We start from the raw sequence: 25,626 nt of genomic DNA on the forward strand, positions 1-25,626 counted from the left end.
ATACCTCTACCAGGTTTACTCGGCTTTAGACGTGGACTTTTTTGCTGTGCTCTTTTTTGCAGCAGGCTTTTTAGCTGCCGTTTTTTTAGCAGCAGTCTTCTTAGCTGCCGCTCGCTTACGCTTTACAGGTCCAGCCGCGCGTTTTTGCGCCAAAAGTTCAAACGCCACTTGCGGCTCAATCGACTCAGGCGTGTATTGCTTTGGAAGCGTGCGATTCGTAACGCCGTCCGTAATATAAGCACCGTAGAAGCCGTCTTTAATCACCACTGGCTTTCCGCTTTCTGGGTCTTCTCCAAGCTCCCTAAGCGGCGGTTTTGCAGCTCCACGCGTGCGCTTGCCGTACTTTGGTTGCGCAAAAAGCTCTTTAGCTTCGTCTAAAGTCACACTAAAAATCGCGTCTTCGCTTGCAAGTGAGCGATTATCTGGCTTAGAATCCGCAGACGTTTCGTCAGAATCCGTGCGCTCGTAAGTCTTAGTCAAATAAGGGCCGTATCGCCCATTATTCGCCTCAATCTTCGCGCGCTTTACTTCGCCTTGCTCGTCAACTTCTTCCACAACGCCAACTAATCGCGGCAAGCTCAAAAGTCGCAAAGCATCTTGCAAAGTTATTGTTGCAGGGTCCATAGTTTTGAACAAAGACGCCATTTTTGGCTTGTTTTGAGCAGACTTTTTGGATTTTGCAGAAGACTTTGCGCCAGTTTTAGCAGAATCGTCGGCTGCTGGCGATTCGCCCTCATCCGAGGCCTCAACAAGCGCAACGTACGCACCAAAACGCCCGTTCCTAACTTCTACACTTCCGCCAGTTTGCGGATCCGTACCCAAAACGCGCGGACCTTCGGAGTTGTTTTCAATCAAATCTCTAGCAACTTGCTCGCTCAACTCATCTGGAGCCAAAGTGCTTGGAATCGAAGCTCTGCGCGCATTGCCTTCTTCGTCTAGATTCTTAGTATCTTCCAAATACGGGCCGTACCTGCCTACGCGCACGTGCAATCCGCCGCCAATATCAATCGTGTTGATTTCTCGAGCGTCAATCTCTCCAAGCTGATCAACTTGCTTTTGCAAGCCTTCGCGCATTGCAAAGTCGCCAGCAACCGAAGAATCGCCAGCAGCAGCACGCGAATCGCCAGCCTCCGCCGCATTATCATCTCCAAAGTAAAACTTGTAAAGCCAATCCTTACCAGCTTCCTCACCATGCGCAATTCGGTCCAAACCATTTTCCATGTCTGCCGTAAACGCATAGTCAACGTAAGTTGGGAAATTAGATTCCAAAAGCTTAATAACAGCAAAAGCAAGCCAGCTTGGAATCAACGCGCGCCCACGCTCATACACGTATCCGCGGTCAATAATCGTAGAAATAATGCTAGCGTAAGTAGACGGCCTACCAATCTCCTTAGCTTCAAGCGTTTTAACTAAAGACGCTTCCGTATAGCGCGCTGGCGGCTGAGTCTCGTGACCATCCGCACTAACTTGCAAAGCTTTAAGAACATCGCCATTAGCCATAGCAGGTAAAGCCTTGGACTGCTCGTCTTCGCTAAATCCGCCAAACACCTTCATAAATCCAGCAAACTCAATCACGGTTCCAGAAGCCTGGAAATTAGCCGCTCCAAAGCTGCCAGCCGAAGCGTCCAGCTTAACTGTAGCTGTAAAACCAGTAGCATCCGCCATTTGAGAAGCAAGAGTGCGCTGCCAAATAAGCGTGTAAAGTTTAAGCTGATCGGCAGGGAGAACGCCAGCCAAATCCGCAGGATTTCTAAACGTAGATCCAGCAGGACGAATACACTCGTGCGCTTCCTGAGCGCCTGCAGAAGTCGTAGCATACTGTTTTGGCGAATCCGCTAAATACTCGTCTCCAAAATTAGACTTAACGCAATCTCTAGCCGCAAAAATCGCCTCTTTAGAAAGCGTTACAGAATCCGTACGCATGTAGGTTATATAACCGTTTTCGTACAAAGATTGAGCCGCGCGCATAGTTTGGCGAGAGCTCATAGACAAGCGGTTTCCAGCAGTCTGCTGAAGAGTAGACGTTGTAAACGGAGGCAATGGGCGGCGGCGATACGACTTAGTGTCCATTGAGTTTACAACAAAATCAGCCGTGCCAAGGCTTTGCGCAATCGCGCAAGCATCCGCCTCGTTCAAATAGTGCGCTAAAGCAGATTCGCCCTTAGCTTTTTGAAGCTCACCAAGCGAATTAAAGTCTTTAGAACCAGCCAAACGCGCTCCGTTTAGAGCCGTCATTCGCGCTTGGAAATCAACGCCGTTTGCGCTTAAATCCGCGCAAACATCCCAATAGCTCGCTTTTCTAAACGCCATTCGCTCGCGCTCGCGCTCAACAATCAAACGCGTTGCAACCGATTGCACTCGACCAGCCGAAAGCCCTGGCCCCACTTTGCGCCACAAAACTGGCGAAAGCTCGTAGCCGTACAATCTATCCAACACGCGGCGCGTCTCTTGCGCATCAACCATGTGGTCGTCAACGTCTCGCGTGTTAGCAAGCGAAGCTTGAATCGCATCTTTTGTAATCTCGTGAAACACCATTCGCTTTACTGGCACTTTTGGCTTAAGCGCTTGCACAAGATGCCACGCAATCGCTTCTCCTTCGCGGTCCTCATCAGTTGCGAGGAATAATTCGCCAGACTTTGCCAGCGCAGCTTTTAAGTCCGAAACCGTTTTCTTTTTATCCGCGCCAACAACATAGTACGGCTCAAAACCATTGTTTACATCTACGCCAAACTTGCCAAAATCCGCCTTTTTAGCAGCTGGCACCTGGCTTGGCTGTGCTAAATCGCGAATATGGCCTACAGACGCCATAACCGTGTATCCGCTTCCAAGATATCCGCCTATTTTACGCGCTTTAGTGGGAGACTCCACAATGACAAGCTTGTTCTGCTCTGTCATACTCTCTCCTTTCATTCAGATGCATTCTATATGCAATTCCGCGCTTTTATTACTAAAATCCACGCCAACTCTAACGCAATACGCGTTGCAAATTCTGCAAAATCAACAAAATCAAACTTTGCGAGATATCAGCATATACTCCTATATATACCACTTTACTTATTTTTTATTCAATTTTACTTATTTTTTTATTTAATTAGACGATAGAATCTTCAACAAATCGCTTTCATCAGGCTTAATTCGCTCATCGCTTTTTGCTGGAGATGCTGGAGACGTTGAAGATGCAGGAGGCGTTGGAGGCGCGCCGACTAATACGAGTCTACTTAAAGGAGCAGCCGCGCATTGCTTAATAACCATTAAAACGCCGAACGTTATGCTACACGCGCCAGCAACAGCCCAATATGTTAAAACGTGCGAAATGCCAATCGCCCATTTTGCGCCCAGCTCAATGCCTGGCATGATTTGATAAAACATGTATGCAAAATACGCTATGCAAACAACGCCCATTGTAATCATTGCGGTTCCAACAATTTGCACGCTTATAGACGACTTTCTGCGTCCAGGCAAATCCATTGCAGAACCGCGCGTAAAAGCCATTACAGCACAAGAGATTGCGCCTACTATTAGTACAGACATTACAACGTCTGCAGGCCTATGCCAGCGACCTCCCATAAGTGCCACAGCAAGCAAAAACGTTATTAACGCAGCTCCAGCTGCAGCCCAAGCCCTAAACGCTCGAGACGACGCGCAAACAAGTATTGCGCAAGCGGCAGCCATTAAAAGAGTGTGGCCAGAAGGTGCGGAATTTTTTGCAAGAGTAGCAATGTTTACAAGCATTTGTCTAGGAAGAATGCGTTTTAATGGCTCTGCAGCAAGCGACAGCACGAATATTGCGCAGCATTGCGCAAGTAGCAGCCATCGCTTTCTTATGATTGATATTATTAATGCCGCAACGCAAATCAAGGCAGATAAGACTATAACGATTATGGAACTTCTAAGCGGCGCTAAAATCGCGGCGAACGTTGGCGGAATGGCACTATATCCAAAAGTGCTGATTACCATTTCTTCGTACGATTGGCCGATTGACGTTCTAACAGCTAGAAGCCACACAAGAGCAGCAGATGCAGCAAAAACCAATGCGAATATAGCGCATAACACGATTGTTGATATTCTAGGGCGATTCATCAATGGATCGAGCTTAGAAATATCTTGATTAACTTTGCTGCCTTCAAATTGACCCATACTCAATATTTTATCAAACAACACTCCATGCGCTTTGACCGAGCTTGAAATTGCATAGCGCATTTCAAGCTCCTTCAAAGCGCTGAGCCACTCAAGTCAGAAGCACTGCTTCTGCGTGGCGAAGGCGTTCGCGTGGCTAATCCGTGCGAACGATGACCTGCCTTTTCGCTTAGAGCGTAGCGCGAAAAGGCAATCCGCACTCTTTGGACTCAAGAACCTCTTCCCAATTTTCAGGAAAACCCATAAACGAAAGTTCAAATGACTTATCATATTTATTGAATGTAATTTTTAAGTCTTTTACAAGTGAATCCCATTGTTCATTAGCATTTAGCATTCGTTTAATAATTAAAATAACAGGAAAAATCTTATTTTGCTGCGATTTATATTTCGCATTTTCTTTATAAAGTTGTGGACTATTCTTCAACGGCAAATTGTAGAGACGCGCATAATGAGCGCAAATATTTCTGACCTCAAGAAGACACAAAATCCAACTTTTTAGATACTTAGCACTAGTGTTGTAGCATTTAGCAATGGCCTTTTGATCTTCTCGCTTCAAAATACTAAATAAAGAAGACAAGTTTCCAAAAGACATAATCTCCACAGAAACCCATATAGGGAATTGTCCATCATATTTTTCAATATGATGTTTAACAAAAGGTCTGTTCCTCTGCAGTTTAATTTCTTTCCTTAGATTATTAATTATTATTGAATAAACAGAGGTGCCATGTTTACTTAGCTTATTAACAAAATTACTTTCGTTCATAAGAACATCTGGGCCATACTTAATTGATAAGTGGTAAGCGACTTGAGTTCTAAATTCTATTTCAATTTGCTCGATAGTTCTTATTAGATTATTTTTTAATTGACTATCAAAACAATATAAATTAAAAAGTTTCTCGATAGTAACATTATCTTCATATAATTCTTTATTATCAGCCTTTTTTAATCCCACACCATAACCAGAAAGCCTGTAATAATTTACTTTCTTTAGAACTTTTTTAGCAAATTCTCTATCGGAAATTTTAAGATTGTGATTCTTTTCCAATCTATCTACTTGTTGGTCATAAGTTAAGGCTGGCTTTAATTCCACGTGATTCACCTCGATACAAAAAGCCCTCTCCGTGGTCCGCATGTAAAATACATTAAGCGTGGAGAGGTTCTGTTGCGTCAATTATCCCATGGAATTTTTCAAGAGTCAATATAGACACGCCGAGATCCTAGAATATTGGCAAGAATATTGACAATTAATAGTAAATAGATTCCATAGATTTTGGTGTTTTTGTCGTTAGCGCGGTATAAGCGCGCTAACGTCTTCGCTTGCGTTGAAAGCACACTGTGCTTTCAACCTTAAGCAAGCTCAGCGCTCCGAATTGCCTTTTCGCGCTACGCTTTAAGCGAAAAGGCAGGTCGGAGCGCAAACGCACTACAAAAAGCGGACTACTGAGCGTCTACATCGTCGAAGTTGTAATCAAACGTAAAGTCACTTGGCGTTGCGTTTGAATCTGCGGTCGAATCAGATTCACTAGCTGGCGCTTCATCCAACGAAGGAACACTAAAATCAAAATCAGGCGTCACATCCGCCATTCCACCGTGCTAGCCCTCTCCCGCAGAACCAGCCAAAATTGCGGCTACGGTTGCAGCGGTGAATTTTTTAGAAAATGAACTGAAAGAGTTATTAGAAAATGAATTGAAAGCCATTTTTTCGGCAGATTTTGGAGTTTGCTTTTTCATGGATTCTCTCTTTTGCTATAAGACCTTCGCTATAGGCTTTGACATAGGCCTTTTCTATAGGCTTTTGCTATAGGAGCAATAACAAAAAAGCTTTCGGCTTTGAATGCCCCTAGTAGCAAACAAAACCGAAAGCAACACACTCAACACTCAAAACCCCCGCAACCAACGCCCTAACACTGGGAAGAAAAGAAAATAATAGCAAACCAAGATTAGAACAAAAGCGCAAGAATCAAGAGCAAAACCAGTGTGACATTTCCCTACAAAACACCACACCAATCGTTAAGTGCAAACTCTAAAACAAGCCCATAAAGCTTATAAAACTTATAAAGCTCAACAAGCTCAAGTTAGTGCGCGCTCACACGTTCACTCACGAATAAGCGCGCACACAATGCTTAGTGACGAGCCTTGCGAACAGCAGCACCCATGCCAGCAAGCATGGTGGCAGCCAAAGCAGTCAAAGTTACGCCAACACCAGTACCAGTGTGGGTGTTACCGCGCTTGTCCTTGCCATTCTTGTTCTCAACCTCAGTCTTAGCACCAGCAGCAGCAGAGCCATTAGCACCAGCCTTACCAGCAGCACCATTTGCACCAGCGGCAGCACCGTTAGCACCTGGCTGAGCAGGAGTCTTACCAGACAAAACTTCAGCAGCAGTACCTGGATCGCCAAGGAAGTCATTATCCAATGGATCTTCAGCAGTAGAAACTAATGGAAGCTTAGCTGGATCTACACCAAGACGAATCGCCTTATCGTAAGCATCATCATATGTCTTCTTAGCAGCTTTCCAAGCTGGCAACACTTCATCAGTGTACTTATTATGAACTTCGTCATAATCCTTTACAGCCTTCTTAAGATCCTTCTTAGCAGCATCATGCTTAGCCTCAGCGCGGCTGACCTTCAACTCAAGCTTGTTAAGGCGAGCAGAATCTTCCACACCGCTATCGTTAAAGTCTTGGAGCTCTTCATTAGCAGCATCAAGCGCCTTCTGCGCGCTCTTTTCGTTAGCTTCAGCATCCTTAAGAGCACGATACTTCTTCTTAACCTCTGCCTTAAGCTTGTTCTTCTTCACGCGGGAGCGATCAAGCTTGCCCTTTGCATTCATAACAGCTTCGATAGCCTCATCCTGCAGCTTTTCATCAGATGGAGTTGTAGGATCATCATCAGCATCAGCTTGTTCACGAAGAGCCTTGTTGTAAGCATCCTCAAGCTTCTGAACCTCTTCAGCCTTCGCAGTGTAATCAAGATGAGCATTGAAGTCATTAACATACTTAGTTACTGCAGCACAATCATCACCATTAAGCTTGGTACCATTGTCCTTGTTAGCAGTTAAATGCTTATCTGCACCAGTGCTGTAGTATGTATCCAATTTGCCTGCACCATTAGTAGTAAGCTTTGGTGCTACTGCATCTTTTTCACCTGCCTTTAACGCAGCAAGCTCGCCCTGAGCCTTAGTCAAATTATCCTTAGCAGTCTTAACAGCCTTAGCAGCCACAGACTTAGTAATCTTAGGAGCAGTTGGAGTCTCAGCAGCAAAAGCTGGGGTTGCCATTGCGAAGCCGGCAAGCAAAGTTGCGCCAGCAGCGAAAGCGGCGATAGCCTTCTTATTCATCATTTTATTTCCTTTCTTCTTCTCCCCCACACTCACCGCAGACAACCCGCGATGCAATGGGGAAAAATCTAAAACACGCGTTCGCGCATTTCCACCAACGGTTATCCACCGTGTGATGTTGCTATTAACATACCCCCCCCCCGTTTGAAAAAGTCAAGCACCAGCCACACATGCTAAACCGAAAAAAATGATGATATACACAAACTAATCCACAATAAAGGCCACATTGCCGTAAAATTTGTGGATAAACAACGCGTAAACCGTAAAAATACGCATTTCAAGGTTTTTGAAGAATTTTCCCAGGTTTTTTTAAGGAAAGACTTTTCGGGTGTGTCGCGAATCGACTTGCATGAGCGCTTAAAGCGTAGCGAGAGCGATTTTCCCGCGTTTGTTTATTTTTGCCCGCGTTTGTTCCCATTTCGACCAATTTTAGGAACAAAGTCGGGAAGAATTTACAAAGATATTAACGATATTAATACAGAAAACCCCCGCGCACCCACCAGAGGCCACTTACCCTTGCTGCATTCCTGCCCTGGGGGGATTGGGTGACGTAGTGCCACGCGGAGGCTCTACCTATATTACACGATTCTGTATAAAAGTCGAGCGCAAGCCAAGCGCGTGCCGAGCGCAAGTCGCAAGCAACCAACGAAAAGCCAAGCGAATGCCTAACGCAAGTCAATCACAAGTCGGAAGCTTCCGCAACATTAGGCGCATCGCTAAGCGCGCCACACGCTTTTGCCGCTCTTCTTTGCATCCTCAACATCTGCATTAAGCTGAGACTCATCTGCCTCAACATCTCCATTAATATAGCGCTCAACAAGTTCGCGCGCCTCGCCATCTTCATGCTGAACAGCTGGCGACTTCATAAAGTAAGAGCTAGGAGCCAAAATCGGCCCCGAAAGCTTGCGATCCAACGCAATCTTCGCCGCGCGCACAGCATCTATAACAATGCCTGCGGAATTAGGCGAATCCCACACCTCAAGCTTGTACTCCAAGCTAAGCGGAACATCGCCAAAAGTGGTGCCCTCCAAGCGCACAAACGCAAACTTGCGGTCGTCAAGCCAAGCAACATAATCCGAAGGGCCAATGTGCACGTTGTGGTCATCCATATCGTGCGGAACAATCGAAGTAACCGCGCGCGTCTTAGAAATCTTCTTCGACTCAAGCCTAGAGCGCTGCAACATGTTCATAAAGTCCATATTTCCGCCAACATTAAGCTGATAAGTGCGGTCCAAACGCACTCCTCTATCTTCAAAAAGTCGTGCCATAACGCGGTGCGTAATCGTAGCGCCAACCTGGCTTTTAATATCGTCGCCAATAATCGGAACTCCTGCATCGCGGAATTTTTGCGCCCAAACTGGGTCGGAAGCAATAAAAACAGGAAGGCAATTTACAAACGCGCATCCAGCTTCCATAGCTGCCGTAGCATACGCCTTGTCTGCCTGCTCGGAGCCAACTGGCAAGTAAGACACAAGCACGTCTACATGCAAATCGCGCAAAACTTCGGCAACATTTACAGGCTCTTCTTTAGATTCGTCAATCATTTGCTTGTAGTAGTCGCCCAAGCCATCGTAAGTAGGGCCGCGCTGCACTGTAACACCAAGATTAGGCACGTCTGCAAAGCGAATCGTGTTGTTTTGAGAAGCATAAATCGCCTCGCTTAAGTCATGGCCAACTTTTAAAGCGTCAACATCGAAAGCGGCTACAAACTCAATGTCTCGCACGCGATATTGCCCAAAAACAGCATGCATTAATCCTGGAATTTTATCGCCATCATTGGCATTCTTGTAGTATTCAACGCCCTGAACTAACGACGAAGCACAATTGCCAACACCGGCAATGGCAACGCGGATACTCATATAAACTCCTTAACAAAAATCATCGGCACAAAAACGCCGCACTAATACACTTTTATAATACTAGCTTTTACAAATATTACATACGATATTAAGTATGATTAAAATTCCGCGTTATGTATGATTAAAGTTCCTCGTTATATATGATTTAAATATGATTAAAGTTCCTCGTTAAATATGATTAAAGTTCCTCGCCAAGCGCTAACTTGGATTATATGGTTGCAAATAGTTATAGACGAAATTCGCACTCTTCTAGCACAAGGCGCACCGTAAGAAGCGCGGGCGCTGGCGATGCTGCTGGCAACGGCGCAGGCAACAGGGCAGGCGCAAGAAACAACGCAAGAAACAGCGGAAGCGCAAGGCGACCATACAATCAACCATACAATCGCAGAAGCCACAGAAGAATCCAAAAAAACTTTAGAACAAAACACCCGATTCTATTTTGGGCGCTAATCGTAGTTTTTACGCCAATAATCCTTGGAATTCTAACGGTTGCGTGGATGTACGTAACAACAGACATTCCGCAGCCAGACAAAATCGCAATGGCGGATAAAACAAAGGTTTACTACGCGGATGGAAAAACGGAAATCGGCAGCTTTGCAGAGCAAAATCGCGAAATCATAAACTGCTCTGTTCTAAAGCCATATGTTGGAAACGCAATAATCGCAAGCGAAAACAGGTCTTTCTACAAAGACGGCGGAATCGATCTTAAGGGAATTGGGCGCGCAATAATCCACAACGTAACGTCTAAAGGCAGATGGGGCGGCTCTACGATTACGCAACAATACGCGGAACGCTACTATCTTGGCGAAACAAAAACGTATTTAGGAAAGCTGCACGAGGCCATTCTTGCGCTAAAAATCGCGCAAACACAAGACAAAAACACCGTGCTGTGCAATTACATGAACACGATTTATCTGGGCCGCGGAGCGTACGGAATCCAGGCGGCAGCAAAAGCGTACTTTGGCGTGGAAGCGAAGGATCTTACGCTATCTCAAGCGGCAATGCTGGCTGGAATAATTCCTGCGCCAAGCAGCTGGGACCCTGCAATCATGCCTAAAGAGGCGAATATTCGATTCAAGCGCGTGCTAAGAATCATGCTTAAAGACAAGTACATTACAAGCGAAGAATACAAAAACGCAAAAATGCCGCAAACCATTAATCAAACCAAGCAAAACATGTACGCGGGGCCGCAAGGATACCTTTTGCAAATGGTTCGCAGCGAGCTTACAAGCGGCGGCGCGTTTACAAAAGAAGACCTAGACACAGGCGGATACCGCATTATTACAACAATCGACAAAGCTAAGCAGGATTTAATGTTTAACGTTGCAAGCCCGACTGCTGGCGCGCGCGGAATTACGCCGCAAGGAGTGCAAACGGGCGCAATGAGCGTAAATCCTAAAGATGGGTCGATTATATCTGTGTACGCAGGCGACGACTACCTTTCTAAGCCGCTAAATAACGCCACTCAAGCGCTTTACGAGCCTGGAAGTACCATGAAGCCGTTTGCGCTGATTGGCGCGATTCAGGCTGGAACAAACCTAAACACGCTGTTTAATGGAAATACTGGGCTAAAGTTTAAGGGAATCGACAAGCCAGTAAACAACTTTGCAAACACAAATTGGGGAATAATCAACCTTTATAAAGCAACAGCAAACTCTGTAAACACGCCATTTATGGCTTTGCAAGAAAAGCTTGGGCAAAAAGGCGTGGCAAATACGGCTGTTCTGGCTGGGCTAAATGCGCAGCGCGTTAACGGAAAGAATCCGTTTACTGTTCTTGGAAACGACCCTGTGCATATTAGCGAGATTGCGCGCGCGTATTCCACGATTGCAAACCAGGGGCGCAGGCCAGATTTGCACATTGTTTCTAGCGTTAAGAACCCAGATGGCAAAGAGTTTTATAGGGCGCCGACCATAGGAAAGCAGGTGTTTGCTGCGGCAGACATGGCGCTTGCTATTAAGGCCATGCAAGGCGTTGTGCAATACGGTACTTCGCCAGAGGTTAGGGGCGTTGGAAAGCCGATTGCTGGAAAGTCGGGAACCGCTAACGATGCTTCGGCGTGTAGTTTTGTTGGATTTACGCCGAGTGTTTTGACCGTGTTTGCTATTTGGAATCCAAATGCGCAAGGAAATCCTTTGCCTGTGCCAACTTTCCGCGGATACCCTGGAGGAATCGGATATTCGGCGCATTTGTTTACGCGATACATGCGTGCGGCACTTGCTGGCACGGTTGCGGAAAAGTTCCCAGAAGCTAAAGATAACGGCAAAATTGGAGGTGTTGACGGAACTTGGGGGCTTGGCGGAAGCAAGCACGAATTTGCGGACGACTATAGCGGCGAAAATAAAGAAGATAGCAAAGATAAAGATAAAGAAGATAGTGCAAGTGGCGCAAGTGGCGCAGGTGGCGCAGGTGGCGCTAATAAGGAAGATAGTTCTAGTAGTGAAGATCGTGCGAATGGCGCAAATGGGCCGAATGGGGCTGGCGAGAATAGGCCGAGTAACGGGAACGGCTCGGCTGGCGGCGGCACTACTAGTGGCGGAAGCGCAGGCGATGGGTCTGGCGCGGCATCATCTTTTGGAGAAAACGGAGCTACACAAACGCAAAGTGGCGGCGATTAATCTACGTGATTCTGCACGCGCGAGCGCGCCTTCCTTACTTGGTATGTAGGAGGGCTGGGTGTTTCTGCGTTCGCGCGGATTAGCCGCGCTATGTCGCTCGCGCAGATTAGCTGCGCTCACGTCTTCGCAGCGCAGAAGCAATGCTTCTGCCTTGAGCTGCTCAGCGCTCCGAGTTGCCTTCGCGCGCTACGCTCTAAGCGCTCAGGCAGGTCGTCGCGCCCTCTTGTTGTTCAACACGCCGATTAAAGCAACATTCTCGGGCGCGACAACCTGCCTTCGATCTTTTCTCAAGATTTGTTACATATGTCTCACGAGCGAGACATATGTAACGTTTTTTGACTGATTTTCGTTATATTTGCATCATTGATGAGATATTTGTAACATTTTTTGGCTTAATTTCGTTATATTTGTCTCGTTCGTGAGGCAAATATAACGCTAGCGATTTTCCTTACTTGGTATTGCGCGAGGTTTGAGTATTTCTCTCCTCGCAAGTGACGCGCACTTTTACGTATAGCTTATGAACGTTAATATTCTAAGGCTTTAGGATGGCGCTATTTATTGCTCGTAGAGAAATACATCAAACCTTCTGAATGTCTAGAACAATTGCGTAGCTTTCATCACCGAGATTCTCGATTTTTCTTCTTCATTCGATGAATCACCATCAAAGATGCTGAGGTTCATCTCATTCAGTGCGAAAAATCTCGAATCTCTACCTAGTTTGGTGAAATCTGCGTAATCATGTAGTGTGTTTGTACCTGATTTACGGCGTGTCGCCATACAATCGCACTACAAAGCAGGTCGTATCGTTCGCGCGGTCTAAGCGAAAAGATAGGTCGTCGCGCTACTGCGCAATGCGATCAATAACGTAGCGCTCAAGCGCTTGCGGCGTAACGTCTTTGTAGCCGTCTAAGTCCGCAAATTGAGGGCCGTCGCTAACGTCTAAGTTAGAGTACGCTCTTTGCGCAAGAGTCGTAGCTCCCGAAGCTGCAGCCGACTTTAAGCCAGCAAACGAATCCTCAATCGCAATGCAATACTTCATGTTTTGCGCGCTAATGCCAAGCAGCCTACCTGCAGCCAAATACGGCTCAGGGCTTGGCTTTGTAGCATACCCATCGTCTCCGCAAACAAAACCAGCAAACGCTCCTTTAGGCGCATGGTTCACAATGTTTTCAACAAGTCGCCTTGGTGAATTGCTCACTAAAATCGAAGGGATTTTTGCGTCGGCAAGCTTTTGCAAAAGATCCAAAACGTCTGGCACCCATGGAACTTCCACGCTTTCGCGCTCGGCAACATAGTCCACCATTGCGTTGCCAATCTCTTCAACGCCCATCTTTGTTCCGCGCGCAATCATAGCTTCGGCAACGTCTTTTAGAGAGCCGCCCGAGTATTGCCATGCAAGCTCTTCGCTCCACTCGCCGCCATGTTCTTTTGCGATTTTAATCTCGGATTCATGCCAATACGGCTCGGAGTCGATTAGCGTGCCGTCCATATCCCAAAAAACTGCTGCCAGCTTGCGATTTGCCGCAGCTGCCATCTCAATTGCCGATTTTTCTGCAGCTAACTCTGTCAATGCATTTTCCTCGGTTGCGCTCGTTGCCATTAATCCCCTTTATATTCTTATACACTTATGCACTTATACACTTAAGTGCTACTTAGATTACGCACTTATCCACTTATGCACTTATTGGCGCATATGATTTTGCGATTATCCACATATCCACCATCTATTTAAGCATTTGACTAGTATTTAGAAAAATCTAAACTATTGTTGGCTAGGCGCTATAGCCCAAACGCGCGCCACAAAACAATCGACTTATCGTCTTCTAAATCATTGCTTGCATAATCATTGTATTGCGAATAGCCATTCGCGCCTCTTGCATAAGACGACGGCAACTCGCGCTGAGGCACACGAATATCTCGACGCCAATCCTTTGCGCGCTGCGAGCGCTGAACTTCCACAATATTCCCGTCTGCGCTAGCCGCAAAAATGTTTCGCTCCGCACTAGCCGCCTCATCCACCAATCGCCTCACTTGCCTTTTAAGCTGGCGATTTTCTTCTTGAAGCTCCAAAATCCGCATAATTCCAGCAAGATTCACGCCGTTTTCTTGACTCAGTTTTTGCGTTTGCACAAGCCTATCTATGTCTCTAAGCGAGTATCTTCTAGCTCCGCCTTCTGTGCGCTGCGGCATAATCAATCGCAATCTATCGTATTGCCTAAGCGTTTGCGGATGCGTGTCGGTTAGGTTGGCTACGTGACTCACGGTAAAAATCGGCATGTCGATTTTAAAGCCCACTTCGTCCGCGCCGTCAAGAGTTGCATTTCCGCGTACTAACGCCACTGCACACATCTCATACAGCGCCCTAATTTGGCGATCCAACCTAGCCATGACTTTTCCTTTCTACACGCAAACGCTATTCTACGAGCAAACACAAAACGCAAACGCTAAGCGATTTGTTGCTATGCGCGCAAATCCTTCACTTCTTGCTCGTAATCTTCGCCACACGCCTTTTCAAACTCTTTTGCAGCACGCTTTAATGCCATTGTTGGCTTTTTTGGAACGTGTATTTGCGCAATTCCAACAAACGCGCCGTTTTTACCTGGCACGCCTGCTCCCTCTACGCGTATTCTGCTGCCGCCCGAAGTTCCAGATGGAACCTTAAACACAATCGGCTCGCCGTCTACGTTTTTAAGCGTGACTTTTGCTCCGTGCACAGCTTCACTTAAGGTGAGCGGCAAAGCGGCCACTAAATCGCATCCTTCAATCGAGAATTGCTCCGACTTTTCCACTTGCACTTGCAAGTACATGTCTCCAAAAGCGCCACCAAACTTTCCTGGCTTTCCTTTTGACTTTAGGCGGATTTTTTGCCCATCTTTTACGCCTGCAGGAATATGGGTTTTGAACGATTCTCCGCCCGATCGAAGCGAAACCGTAGCGCCTTTGAACGCCTGCTTAAACGTTAGTTTTATAGCCGTTGTAATGTCTTCGCCGCGTTCAGGCGTGTTTTGTGGAGCAGATTGAGCATACTGGCCATACTGCCCGTAGTCTGCTCCGCCATTAAAGCCACTTCTGCCAAATCCTGCTGCCGATTGCGCGCCAGCGCCGCCCGTAAACATGGAGAATATGTTTTGTATGTCTGGACCCGCGCCGCCCGTGGAAAATCGCACGCGTGAGCCGCCGCCCATTGGTGATCCGCCAAACATCGATGAGAAAATGTCATTAACTCCGCTTGCGTCGAATCCGCCTGCGCCCGTTCCGCCAGCGAATCTTGCTCCGCCTGCACCAAACTGGCGAATCGCGTCGTAGCGAGCGCGCATCTGCTTATCTTTCAAAACGTCGTATGCTTCGGATACGTCTTTGAATTTTTCTTCTGCTTCTTTAGTTTTGTTTAAGTCTGGGTGATATTTTCTAGCGAGTTTTCTGTACGCTTTTGTAATTGTGGCTTCGTCGGCATCTTTGGAGACTCCGAGAACCTTGTAAAAATCTTTGGCTAGCCATTCATTCTCAGCCATTTAAGCTCCTTTTTCTTTGAGCCACTGGCATTTATCTAAACAACTTATATCTAAATAACCTACTCGCGCTGACTGTTTAGAATCTAAACCGACAACACGAGTAGGCATGGGATTTGCAAGTAGACGTTTGATGCAGCGAATGAGCTAAACAAGCGATGACACTAGTGCTGACACTAGCATTGTTTCACGCATTGTTTCACGCTGTTTCATTCTGCGCACACTGCTATGCATTGCTTGGAGACGCCACTACAACTCTCGCCGCGCGTATAACGCGATCGCCAATCCTGTAGCCCGACTCCACAACAACATCAACCGTTTCCTTCGTAGCATTTGCATCTGGCTTGTGTAGAATCGCATCGTGCTTTGTTGGGTCAAAGTCTTCGCCCTTTTCGCCAAACTTTTCTACGCCAAACTTTTCAAACGCCTTGTCTAATTTTGCGGCCACGGCTTTGAACGAATCGTCCATTGCGCCGTGTTCGCGAATCCTATCAATGTCGTCTAAAGCTGGCAATAAAGCCGTAAGCACGTCTGTTATTCCATGCTGCCTGAACCGATCTTGCTCCTTGGCTGCGCGGTTTCTAAAGTTGATGAACTCTGCTCGCTCGCGCTGCAACGCTTCCAAATAATCAGCCGCCTCTTTTTTGGCTTTGCCAAGAGGCGTTAAGGAATCGTCTTCTTCGCTGCTTTGAGCGTCTACAGAATTGTCATTTTCTTGAGATTTGCGCGCGTTGGATTCATCTGCGGTTGCTTGCGACTTTTCCGCGTCGGCGGCTGCGCTAGCGGCCGCATCGGTGTTAGCAGCCGCATCCGTGTTAGCAGCCGCGTGCTTTGCTTCATGAGTTTCCTCATGCGCCGCAACACCATCTGCAGCGCTATCCGCAGCGCTATCTGCCGCACGCGAATCGCCAGCCGCCGACGGCACGTCTTCCAAACCGCTCAAGTAGTCGTTGGCGTTAAACTCGGACATTACTTGTTGTCCTTATCGTCCTTGTCGTCGTCCACCACTTCGGCGTCAACCACGTCGTCATCTTTAGAGGCACCTGCATTTGCATCAGATGCAGCACCAGCACCAGCAGCACCAGCCTGAGCTCCCGCAGCACCTGCAGCACCAGCAGCACCCTGCTGAGCGTAAAGCTGCTGACCAATCTTTTGCGCAGACGTCATAAGCTCGCTTTGCGCGCTCTTAATCTTCTCAAGGTCATCACCCTTCAAAGCTTCCTTCAAAGCATTCACCTTGTCGGTAACTTCCTTAGAGATTTCGTCGGAAAGCTTATCCTTATTGTCGTTCACAAGCTTTTCAGTCTGGTAAGCAAAGGACTCTGCCTGGTTGCGAGTATCCGCTTCTTCCTTGCGCTTCTTATCTTCTGCTTCGTGAGCTTCCGCCTCTTTAACCATGCGATCAATCTCGTCCTTTGGCAAGCCAGAACCGCCCGTAATCGTCATGGACTGTTCCTTGCCCGTTCCCTTATCTTTAGCGGAAACGTGCACAATGCCGTTAGCATCAATGTCGAAAGTCACTTCGATTTGTGGAACGCCACGAGGAGCTGGAGCAATACCCGTCAATTCAAAAGTACCGAGAGGCTTGTTATCGCGCGCAAACTCACGTTCACCCTGGTAAACCTGAATCAACACGGATGGCTGATTATCTTCTGCAGTAGAGAACACTTCGGATCGCTTAGTTGGGATTGCGGTGTTGCGCTCAATAAGCTTCGTCATAATTCCGCCCTTGGTTTCAATGCCCAAAGAAAGTGGAGTTACATCAATAAGCAGAACGTCTTTGCGGTCTCCCTTAATAACGCCCGACTGCACAGCTGCACCAACAGCCACAACCTCATCTGGATTTACGGACTGGTTCGCTTCCTTACCACCCGTAAGCTCCTTTACAAGCTCCTTGACGGCTGGCATACGAGTAGAACCACCAACAAGCACCACGTGATCAATCTGGCTTACAGAGATGCCAGCGTCGGAAAGCACGTTGTTAAATGGCGTACGGCAGCGACCGAGCAAGTCGGAAGTCATTTCCTCAAAGTGAGCACGAGTCAAAGTCTCATCCAAATGCACTGGAGTTCCGTCAGGAGTCATTGCCAAGTACTGCATAGAAATTGAGGTAGATGTTGAAGAGCTAAGCTCCTTCTTTGCCTGCTCAGCAGCCTCCTTCAAGCGCTGCAAAGCAATCTTATCCTTGCTCAAATCAACGCCGTACTTGTTCTTAACTTCGCCAACAAGCCAGTCGATAATCTTCTGATCCCAGTCATCGCCACCCAAGTGGTTATCGCCATTAGTGGCCTGCACCTGGATTGTGGAGAAGCCGTCGTCATCCTTACCGATCTCAAGAAGCGACACATCGAAAGTACCGCCACCCAAGTCGAACACCAAAATGCGCTCGTCTTCCTTGCCTTTTTCAAGGCCATAAGCCAAAGCTGCAGCAGTTGGTTCGTTAATAATACGCAACACGTTCAAGCCTGCAATCTTACCTGCATCCTTAGTTGCCTGACGCTGAGCATCGTTGAAGTATGCTGGGCATGTAATAACGGCATCGGTTACTGGCTCGCCAAGGTAGGCTTCAGCATCGCGCTTCAACTTCATCAAAACCTGAGCAGAAATCTCCTGAGGAGTCCACTTCTTGCCATCAATCTCAACAGACCAATCCGTACCCATATGGCGCTTTACGGAGCTAATCGTGCGGTCAACGTTTGTAACAGCCTGACGCTTAGCAACTTCGCCAACCAAGATTTCTCCCGACTTGCTGAAAGCCACCACGGACGGTGTTGTACGCGCACCTTCTGCGTTAACAATAACTGTTGGGCTGCCGCCTTCAAGCGTTGCAATGCAGGAGTTCGTTGTTCCTAAATCAATACCTACTGCGCGTCCCATAATATCTCCTAGCTATCTTATCTATGTACCTTTTAATCTATGTACTCAAATTCTTGGCAGTCAGCCTTGCGACTAGCCGCTTTTTCTTTTTACAAAACTTGAGTCTAACACACTCAAGTTATTAAAGTCAAGCATTTTTGCGCGCGTTTCGCAAAAACTTAACACTCCCCCACTCAAGTTTTTAACCTATTATTACGCCGAACGCAGCGGAGATTCGAGATTTTTCGCAGCGGATGAAGCGTATCGTTAGCGCGGTCTAAGCGCGCGAACGTCTTCGCGCCCACGTTTGTTTCTTTTCCCCCACGTTTGTTCCCATTTCAGCCGATTTTGGAAACAAACACAAGAACACCCCCCCCACGTTTGTTCCCATTTCAGCCGATTTTGGAAACAAACACAAGAACACCCCCCACGTTTGTTCCCATTTTTGATTAAATAGGGAACAAACACGGGAAAAGAAACAACAGAAAGAGGAAAATGACGCATTATGCAGCTCGAAATCGTCGATTCGCGCGCTACGCTTTAAGCTCGAAGGCAGGTCGTAGCAAAACACAAAAATGGCTTGGAGATTATCTCCAAGCCATTTTGTGCGTTCATACTACAAAACAAAATGTGAACGCTTTTTTAAGGAACGCTACTAGAGCGCAAACTTTTATCTACTTGAGTGCTTACGGCGCTTAGCAGACACTCCAAATCCTGCCAGCCCAACAAACACAGCAGCGAACGCGCTTAGCGTTGCGGAATCAACGCCAGTTTGCACTCCCATGTTTCCACGCGAGTTGCTGCCCTTGTTCGCCTTTGCAGCATTAAAAGCCGCACGAGCTGCACGAAGTCGCATAGTCGCAGCTTCAACCTGCTCGCGAGTGGCATTAGAGTCAGCAAGCACGCGGCGAGCGTTTTCTAGAGCATCATTAAACTCCTTAACAACGCTTGCATCCACGCCATTTGCAACCTTAGCGCCAGCACCAGCACCATTGGCAACATCTGCAAGAGCACCATTCACTTCAGCTTGCAACATTGACTTATCAACAGCGTTTGCGTTTGCGTTATTTGCATTATCCGCGCCATTGTTGCCATTGTTGCCATTGTTGTTGCCGTCGGAATCGTCATCACTACTACCCGAACCAAGCGAGTTGTAGAAGTCAATCATCTTCTGCCTTATAGCTTGCAACTTTCTAAGCGCTTCGTCAATCTGAGCCTGCGTAGCGTTTGGATCCGCGAGCACAGCGTTTGCATCATTCAGCGCCTTGTTGTACTCAGCTATATCCTTGCCATCTGCAATCAAGAACGGAATCGACTTACGGAAATCAGAATCATTGCCCGTCTCTTCGTTCAGATTGGTTTTATCCGTCTTGTACTTTCTTGTAAGGTCATCCTTAGCTTGCTTAAGATTCTTCAAAGCTTCGTCAATCTGCGCCTGAGTTGCGTCCTTGTTAGCAAGAACCTTATTCGCTTCATCAAGCGCCTTCTTGTAAGCTTCAGCCTCTGAGCTTCCAGCAGCATTCTGATACTCAGGAGTCTTGGTGAAGTCGCCATCAGCATTGGACTCAGTCTGCAACTTGGTCTTATCAGTCTTATTAGAATCAGCAAGATTCTTCTTAGCCTCTTGAAGCTTCTTCAAAGCATCATCAACCTGCGCCTGAGTAGCATTCTTGTCACCAAGAACCTTCTTAGCGTCTTCGAGTGCCTTCTTGTAGGCTTCAACCTCAGGAGAACCAGCAGCATTCTGATACTCAGGAGTCTTAGTGAAATCAGAATCCTTACCAGCCTCAGTCTTCAAATCGTCGACTTTGGTCTTGTAGTTATCAGTAATCTGCCTCTTAGCTTGCTTCAAAGCATCGAGTGCATCGTTAATTTGTTGCTGCGTTGGACGTTCATAAGGCTTCTTGTTTGTATCTGTTGCATCAGATACTAGCTTGCGAGCAGCGTCGAGCGCCTTCTTATATGCAGCAACATCGTCATTGTCTACCTTCTTACCGTCAGCATCATCCTTCTTCTTAGCATCAGCATTCTGGAACTCAGGCGTATACTCAAAGTCGGGTTCAGTAACAGCAGCATGCTCAGCAGTAGACTTCTTTGCTTCTTTGTCAAGCTCAGTGGTATCAGTTTTGTAGACATCAAGAGCTTTACGCTTTTCGTCGAGCGTCTTGAGAGCCTCGTCAATCTGCTCCTGAGTTGGCTGCTCATCCAAAGGCGTATTGCTATTAGGGTCGTGCTTTGCAAGCAACTCCTGAGCCTTGGCCAATGCCTTGTCGTATGCCTTCTTAGCTTCCTTAGCATCGTTATTCTTCTCGGTATCTTCAACTAACTTAGTTGGGTTAGTTTTATCTGCCTTCATGAAGTGAGGATCAGACGCGTTACGGTATGCGTCAGAATCCTTTGTGCCTTTAACAGCAGGATTTTTACCCTCTGCGTCTTTACCGTGTTCACCAACACTCTTTTCGAGCTTGGTGGTGTCGGTGTTGTAGGCGTTGAGAGCCTTGCGAGCAGCGTCGAGCTTATCCTTAGCGTCGTTGACTTCCTTCTGCGTTGCATCAGGCTTCTTGAGCAATTTCTTAGCAGCCTTCAAAGCGTCGTCGTAAGCAGTCCTTGCGGCAGATGCTTTAGCGTTCTTATCAGCATCAGCAGTCGTACCATCTTTGCCCTTATAGTCAGGCTTTTCCGTATTCTTATACGCAGGCGTCTGCTTGGTATTGTCATGCTCGTTAACAGACTTAAGCAAATCGTCGGTCTTAGTCGCAAACTTGTTCAAATCTGCAATAGCATCGTTCATTTCCTTAAGGATTGCATCAACATCCCTATTCAGCGGCTCGCCATGTGCATGTGCCTGAATATTATCCAATGCATTCGCATTATTAACATCAATATTCGCATCAGGAGTATTAGAAGTTGGGATTTCTGTATTACCCTGCTTATCCTTAGGCATATTTTTATCAAGCGCATGGTCTAGCTTCGTTACGGCATCGTCATACTTCTGCTTAGCAGCCTGCGCTTCTTTACTTGCATCATCTGCGGACACATTCTTGTATGCTGGGCTGTGTAGTATGGCAATATCGTTAAACACAGCTGCCGAAAGCCTGCTGGTGTCGGTTGCGTAGGTGTCGATAATCTTGCGCGCAGCAAGCAGCTTATCTTTAACTCTGTCAACTTCTGTTTGCGCTATAGTGCTACCAGGCTTCTTTAGATTTTTCATCAAGTCTTTTGCAGCGTGATAAGCGTCGTTATAGTCTTTGAAGTCCTTAGCAGCTTGAGAATTTTCGCCTTCAGCGTGCGCCTTATCAAAGGCATTGAAGTAGGCTGGCATCAAATAACCACTGAAGTTGTCCGCAATAGCTTCAGCTAAATCAGTTGCCTTTGTTTGATACTTATCAGCATGAAGTGCTTCTTCTGCTTTTTCAAGCGCTCCCTTAGCCTTTTTTACATCGGCATTTGTAGCATTCTTGTCACCAAGCACTCTCTTAGCTTCTGCGAGTGCGTCATCGTAATTCTTAACGGCTTGCTGTGCATCAGGATCGTTAGTCTTCGCCTCTGCATTCTTATAGAACACACTCTGCTTGTTAGCATCGTTTGGATCAGGGTTATCGAAGCTCTTTTGAACGGCAGCATCAAGAGGAGCCTTGTCGGTTGCGTTCTTGTCGAGCGCATCCTTAGCATCCTTAAGCTTCTTGATAGCCTCGTTCACTTCCTTTTGAGAAGCGTTTGGATCCTTAGAAAGTTCGTTTGCCTTCTTTACAGCAGCATCGTATGCTTTTCGCTCATCATCATTTGCGTTTTGATAAGCTGGGTCGGCGGTCTTGAGTTTGTCGTTGCCAGTCTTAGCAGCATCGCCCGTATTCACCTGACCATGCTCAGCAATAGCAGCATTAAGCTTGTCTTTGTTAGTGCTGTACTTATCAAGTTCCTTACGCGCAGCATCAAGCTTTGCCTTAGCGTCGTCAACAGCCTTTTGTGTGGCGTAGTCGTCAGCCTTTACCTTCTCAGCTTCAGCAAGCGCTTCATCGTAAGCTGTCTTGGCGTTCTTAGCAGCATTATTCCTTTCGGTGTCATCAGAACCATCGGCCTTCTTAAAGTCAGGCTCAGTAACGTTCTTATACTTATCGCTTGCCTTCGTACCAGTTGTAGCTTGCTGACCTGGAGCAGGTGTGCCATCTTCATTAATAGACTTGTTCAGCTCTTCCTTCTTTGTGGCGTCACCATCAAGCTCGGCGCGAGCCTTATTAAGGTTAATCGTTGCGTTATCAACCTCAGCCTTAAGCTCTTCACTTAAATCAGTATCAGCTTTAGTTCCAACTTTTTCAAGCGTTTGTTGAGCAGCACTAAGCGCATCATCATACGCTTTCTTCTTAGCGTCCGATGCGTTGTAATAGGTAGCATCGGTAGGCGTCTTCTTGCCATCATTTGTCACCGCATGCTTATCAACAGATGCCTTAAGATTATCCTTCTTATGATTCATCTGCGGCACAAAGATAACGTTAATTGCCTTTGCTGTATTGCCTGTATTGCGGCCTTTCTCCAGATAAACATCCTTATAGTACGACATTGCATACGGCTGAACAAACAAACGTGCCTTGTAAATCTTGTCCTTTTTGCCGGCTACCGTTACAGAGCCAGCTTCTGGATCCCATGAATACGAACCAGCTATTGATAAATTATCACCGAGGTCTACGTCAGAATTAGAAACTTTCTGACTTCCCTGCCAATAAGCGCCGCTCATATTGCCAAGCGTAAGCTCGCCCGTTGGCTCGCCATTTTGCAACGCATAGTGCATGTGCGACTTCTGCGCGTTAGTCCCTGTACCTTCATAGGAAAGCAGCTCGCCGCCCTGAAGGTCACGCAAACCAGCTTGCTTGTCTTTTGGCGTGGCCTTCAGCAAGCCAAGAATCTTTGTTGTATCAAACTCTTGTGCCTTAGTTGGGTCGTAACGATAGATGATAGTTGTGTGACTATCATTACTCCAAGAAATACCCTCGTCGGTATCGCGACCATCAATCTTAGTCTTAGTCCACGAAACGTCGTAATCTGTTCGAATATTTGGAAGCTTTGTAAGCTTGCTCTCTTTTACATTAGACGTAAACTCGGCAACAGCCTTATCGGTCTTGATCTTAACGGTAATCGTATTTTCCGCCTGACCGTTAGAAATGCCCTCATTAGCTTTACCAGCTGCAGTAAAATTGCCCTTAAGGTACGAAAGCGAAATCTGATCTTTGCTGGTAAGGCCAATCTTTTCATTGTCTTTGTTAGCATTAAAAATAGCTGTCTTAATACGGTCAATCTCAGCTTTTGAGTAATCGAGTGGGTTAGCAACAAAGACCGCTTCGCTACCAGTTGGAACTTTGTACTCAGTGTCCTTGAGCTTCTTCAACACAAGGTCGCTGAGCTTAATCTTAGGAGCGTCCTTTTCATCCACGCCATCGAAGTGGATTACAGCATTACCAGCTTCGTCAAACGTGATTTTATTTGGATTTACGCTGTTAATCTTTGCGAGCTTCTGTGCGATTTCTTTCTTTACATCCTCGGAGATGCTGTTCGGGTCGTCCACAATTGGCTTATCAATAACATCGTTATAACGCACAATAGTCAGCGGAATAGCCTGCGACTTAAAACCAAGATCAGTAACGAAATGGGTATTTACAATAGATACACCAACTTTACTATTTGCTTTCGTTAATGCACTCTTATCGTATTCGTTGCTTTTAGTAGGAATTTTATCAGCGATAGTATCTAACTTTCGTTTACCAACATTGCTTAACGCTTGAATTTGTGCTTCTAGCGATAGACCATCAATACCACTCTTGCCAACATGCGTTGTTTTGCCATTCTTTTTAGCATCATCCATAGCATTGTTGACATCAGTGTCGGTGATATCAGCATCACTTACTTTTTTAACAATAGTTCCAGCACTTTGCGGAGGTACTAACAGAGCCGCTCTGAATTGATCTGATACTGCATCTTCTTTAGCAGTTCCCTGAAATGGAGTTGGATTAATCTGAATCGAACGCGTTGCAGAATAACCTTGCGCATTCTTAATAGCTTTGGAATCACCACGTTCATCTTTACGGAAAATCCTATTCATGGTAAGTGTTGCAGAACCATCATCGTTCTGTTTAAACACATATTCGCCAGAATATGGCTGATGTCCATCATTGGCGGAATCAAAATCAATACTTCCTGAAGTTTTTGGGGTATTAATATGGTTTTTAGGTGAAGGAAATACAGTTACACGCGTAACATCCTTATCTGCTCCATTAGTATCTTGCTGTTTAGGAAGCTTAAATATTATAGGATTATTTGCGAGTTGCTCATCATACTGATTATCCACTGTGCCAAAGCCATAAACGTTCGGCATTTCACCTGTTTGACTAGAGAAAGCTACTTCGTTTGTGCCACCATTAGAAGCGCGATTCTGATCTACAGGCGCAGGAGTCTCAGGTTGCTTATTTACAGACGTAGTGCCCTCAGACTTAACATCAGTCTTACCTTCAGTATTATCAATCTTTACTACAGTCTGCTTATTCTGATTAGTCTCATCAGTCTGCTGCTTCTCATCAAACTTCTTCTTAGAATCATCAGAAGTCTTAGAATCATCATTCTTAGCAGTTAAATCCTGCTCCTTTACAGGTGCATCCTCCTTAACAGGCGCAGAAGTAGCCTCCGCAGCCATTGCAGGAGTTGCGCCAAAAGCAATCGCAGCGCCAGCGATTACGCCAGCAGCACCAACAGAAAGAGCAGCCACCTTACGAATATCAACAGCCTTCGCAGCCTTATCCTTTTCAGAACCAAATGCCTTGTTGGAATGTTTAGCAGATTTTGTAGTCATGTTCTCCTCTTTCCGTGAGTTTAATTCGATTTATTTGATATCGCTTTGCGCGCCAACCTTAGCTCTCAAAGCCTTATAGTTTTTGACAATAGTTTTACAAAGTCTTATAGCGTACATCTATAATGATGTAATCACCCTTTGATAAATCATTATAACATTTTAGAAAAAATTTTGAAGACAACTAACAAATGTTTATAGCTTTCAGGGAGAGGTACCCCCCCCCCCAGGCCTTTTATTTTAAGGGTTTTTGCGAGATAATTTTTTAGAAAATTCTTGCGATTTCAACACGCCAAACACCGTTTTTAGCTTAACTATCTAAACATTTGTATATGAGACAAATCACATTTTTAGACCCTTTGTGGCGCGACGACCTACCTTTTCGCTTAGAGCGTAGCGCGAAAGGCGCTTTGACTGAGCTTGAAATTGCATAATGCATTTCAAGCTCCTTCAAAGCGTGATTTGGCTCAAGCATAA

Annotated in this window: 14 protein-coding genes and 1 other RNA gene; 1 reads left to right on the forward strand and 14 read right to left on the reverse strand. The window is 46.3% G+C overall.

The window, feature by feature from the left end:
• Positions 1 to 15 precede the first annotated feature (15 nt).
• From topA to AC1EKB_RS04770, 8 genes are all read right to left on the reverse strand, one after another.
• Positions 16 to 2,895: a type I DNA topoisomerase gene (gene topA / locus AC1EKB_RS04735; protein ID WP_481248973.1), complete on the reverse strand. Its 2,880-nt coding sequence runs from the start codon at positions 2,893 to 2,895 to the stop codon at positions 16 to 18.
• A gap of 192 nt (positions 2,896 to 3,087) precedes the next feature.
• Complete coding sequence (locus AC1EKB_RS04740) at positions 3,088 to 4,200, reverse strand: phosphatase PAP2 family protein (RefSeq protein WP_481248974.1); 1,113 nt, start codon at positions 4,198 to 4,200, stop codon at positions 3,088 to 3,090.
• Between the two features lie 106 nt (positions 4,201 to 4,306).
• The gene (locus tag AC1EKB_RS04745) at positions 4,307 to 5,227 is read right to left on the reverse strand and encodes an Abi family protein (RefSeq protein ID WP_481248975.1); all 921 of its coding nucleotides are present in this window, start codon (positions 5,225 to 5,227) and stop codon (positions 4,307 to 4,309) included.
• A gap of 347 nt (positions 5,228 to 5,574) precedes the next feature.
• Positions 5,575 to 5,721 carry a hypothetical protein gene (locus AC1EKB_RS04750; protein WP_415694325.1) on the reverse strand — a complete coding sequence of 49 codons (147 nt, stop codon included), beginning with the start codon at positions 5,719 to 5,721 and terminating at the stop codon, positions 5,575 to 5,577.
• 9 nt (positions 5,722 to 5,730) lie between these two features.
• Complete coding sequence (locus AC1EKB_RS04755) at positions 5,731 to 5,868, reverse strand: hypothetical protein (RefSeq protein ID WP_415694324.1); 138 nt, start codon at positions 5,866 to 5,868, stop codon at positions 5,731 to 5,733.
• Between the two features lie 392 nt (positions 5,869 to 6,260).
• On the reverse strand, positions 6,261 to 7,478 hold the full coding sequence (locus AC1EKB_RS04760; RefSeq protein WP_481248976.1) for a hypothetical protein: 1,218 nt from the start codon (positions 7,476 to 7,478) through the stop codon (positions 6,261 to 6,263).
• 473 nt (positions 7,479 to 7,951) lie between these two features.
• Positions 7,952 to 8,048: signal recognition particle sRNA small type (ffs, locus tag AC1EKB_RS04765), an RNA gene on the reverse strand.
• 143 nt (positions 8,049 to 8,191) lie between these two features.
• A complete protein-coding gene (locus AC1EKB_RS04770) occupies positions 8,192 to 9,334 on the reverse strand; it encodes an inositol-3-phosphate synthase (RefSeq protein WP_481248977.1) in 1,143 nt (380 codons plus the stop codon).
• Positions 9,335 to 9,546: 212 nt separating this feature from the next.
• On the opposite strand from AC1EKB_RS04770, the gene AC1EKB_RS04775 reads away from it, so the two are divergent.
• Positions 9,547 to 11,952 (forward strand): transglycosylase domain-containing protein, encoded by a 2,406-nt coding sequence (locus AC1EKB_RS04775; RefSeq protein ID WP_481248978.1) that lies wholly within the window; start codon positions 9,547 to 9,549, stop codon positions 11,950 to 11,952.
• An 841-nt stretch (positions 11,953 to 12,793) separates the two neighbouring features.
• Here the strand turns inward: AC1EKB_RS04775 and AC1EKB_RS04780 are convergent.
• The 6 genes from AC1EKB_RS04780 to AC1EKB_RS04805 form a co-directional block, all read right to left on the reverse strand.
• Positions 12,794 to 13,486, reverse strand: coding sequence for an HAD family hydrolase (locus AC1EKB_RS04780; RefSeq protein WP_481248997.1), 693 nt, complete (start codon positions 13,484 to 13,486; stop codon positions 12,794 to 12,796).
• Positions 13,487 to 13,731: 245 nt separating this feature from the next.
• Complete coding sequence (locus AC1EKB_RS04785; RefSeq protein WP_101889821.1) at positions 13,732 to 14,340, reverse strand: heat shock protein transcriptional repressor HspR; 609 nt, start codon at positions 14,338 to 14,340, stop codon at positions 13,732 to 13,734.
• A 71-nt stretch (positions 14,341 to 14,411) separates the two neighbouring features.
• On the reverse strand, positions 14,412 to 15,464 hold the full coding sequence (locus AC1EKB_RS04790) for a DnaJ C-terminal domain-containing protein (RefSeq protein WP_481248979.1): 1,053 nt from the start codon (positions 15,462 to 15,464) through the stop codon (positions 14,412 to 14,414).
• 223 nt (positions 15,465 to 15,687) lie between these two features.
• Complete coding sequence (gene grpE, locus AC1EKB_RS04795) at positions 15,688 to 16,431, reverse strand: nucleotide exchange factor GrpE (RefSeq protein WP_481248980.1); 744 nt, start codon at positions 16,429 to 16,431, stop codon at positions 15,688 to 15,690.
• Complete coding sequence (gene dnaK, locus AC1EKB_RS04800; protein WP_481248981.1) at positions 16,431 to 18,338, reverse strand: molecular chaperone DnaK; 1,908 nt, start codon at positions 18,336 to 18,338, stop codon at positions 16,431 to 16,433. The genes grpE and dnaK overlap by 1 nt, the downstream gene beginning before the upstream one ends.
• Before the next feature lie 649 nt (positions 18,339 to 18,987).
• Entirely contained in the window at positions 18,988 to 25,152 is a 6,165-nt protein-coding gene (locus AC1EKB_RS04805; RefSeq protein WP_481248982.1) for a peptidase, read from the reverse strand.
• Positions 25,153 to 25,626 lie beyond the last annotated feature (474 nt).

The organism is Gardnerella sialicivorans subsp. sialicivorans (assembly GCF_056746795.1).

Coding starts and splice junctions, on each gene's coding strand:
- AC1EKB_RS04755 (WP_415694324.1), bottom strand. CDS start 5,868: ATGAAAAAGCAAACTCCAAAATCTGCCGAAAAAATGGCTTTCAATTCA.
- topA (WP_481248973.1), bottom strand. CDS start 2,895: ATGACAGAGCAGAACAAGCTTGTCATTGTGGAGTCTCCCACTAAAGCG.
- AC1EKB_RS04770 (WP_481248977.1), bottom strand. CDS start 9,334: ATGAGTATCCGCGTTGCCATTGCCGGTGTTGGCAATTGTGCTTCGTCG.
- AC1EKB_RS04790 (WP_481248979.1), bottom strand. CDS start 15,464: ATGGCTGAGAATGAATGGCTAGCCAAAGATTTTTACAAGGTTCTCGGA.
- AC1EKB_RS04780 (WP_481248997.1), bottom strand. CDS start 13,486: ATGGCAGCTGCGGCAAATCGCAAGCTGGCAGCAGTTTTTTGGGATATG.
- AC1EKB_RS04775 (WP_481248978.1), top strand. CDS start 9,547: ATGGTTGCAAATAGTTATAGACGAAATTCGCACTCTTCTAGCACAAGG.
- AC1EKB_RS04760 (WP_481248976.1), bottom strand. CDS start 7,478: ATGATGAATAAGAAGGCTATCGCCGCTTTCGCTGCTGGCGCAACTTTG.
- AC1EKB_RS04750 (WP_415694325.1), bottom strand. CDS start 5,721: ATGGCGGATGTGACGCCTGATTTTGATTTTAGTGTTCCTTCGTTGGAT.
- AC1EKB_RS04740 (WP_481248974.1), bottom strand. CDS start 4,200: ATGCGCTATGCAATTTCAAGCTCGGTCAAAGCGCATGGAGTGTTGTTT.
- dnaK (WP_481248981.1), bottom strand. CDS start 18,338: ATGGGACGCGCAGTAGGTATTGATTTAGGAACAACGAACTCCTGCATT.
- AC1EKB_RS04785 (WP_101889821.1), bottom strand. CDS start 14,340: ATGGCTAGGTTGGATCGCCAAATTAGGGCGCTGTATGAGATGTGTGCA.
- AC1EKB_RS04805 (WP_481248982.1), bottom strand. CDS start 25,152: ATGACTACAAAATCTGCTAAACATTCCAACAAGGCATTTGGTTCTGAA.
- grpE (WP_481248980.1), bottom strand. CDS start 16,431: ATGTCCGAGTTTAACGCCAACGACTACTTGAGCGGTTTGGAAGACGTG.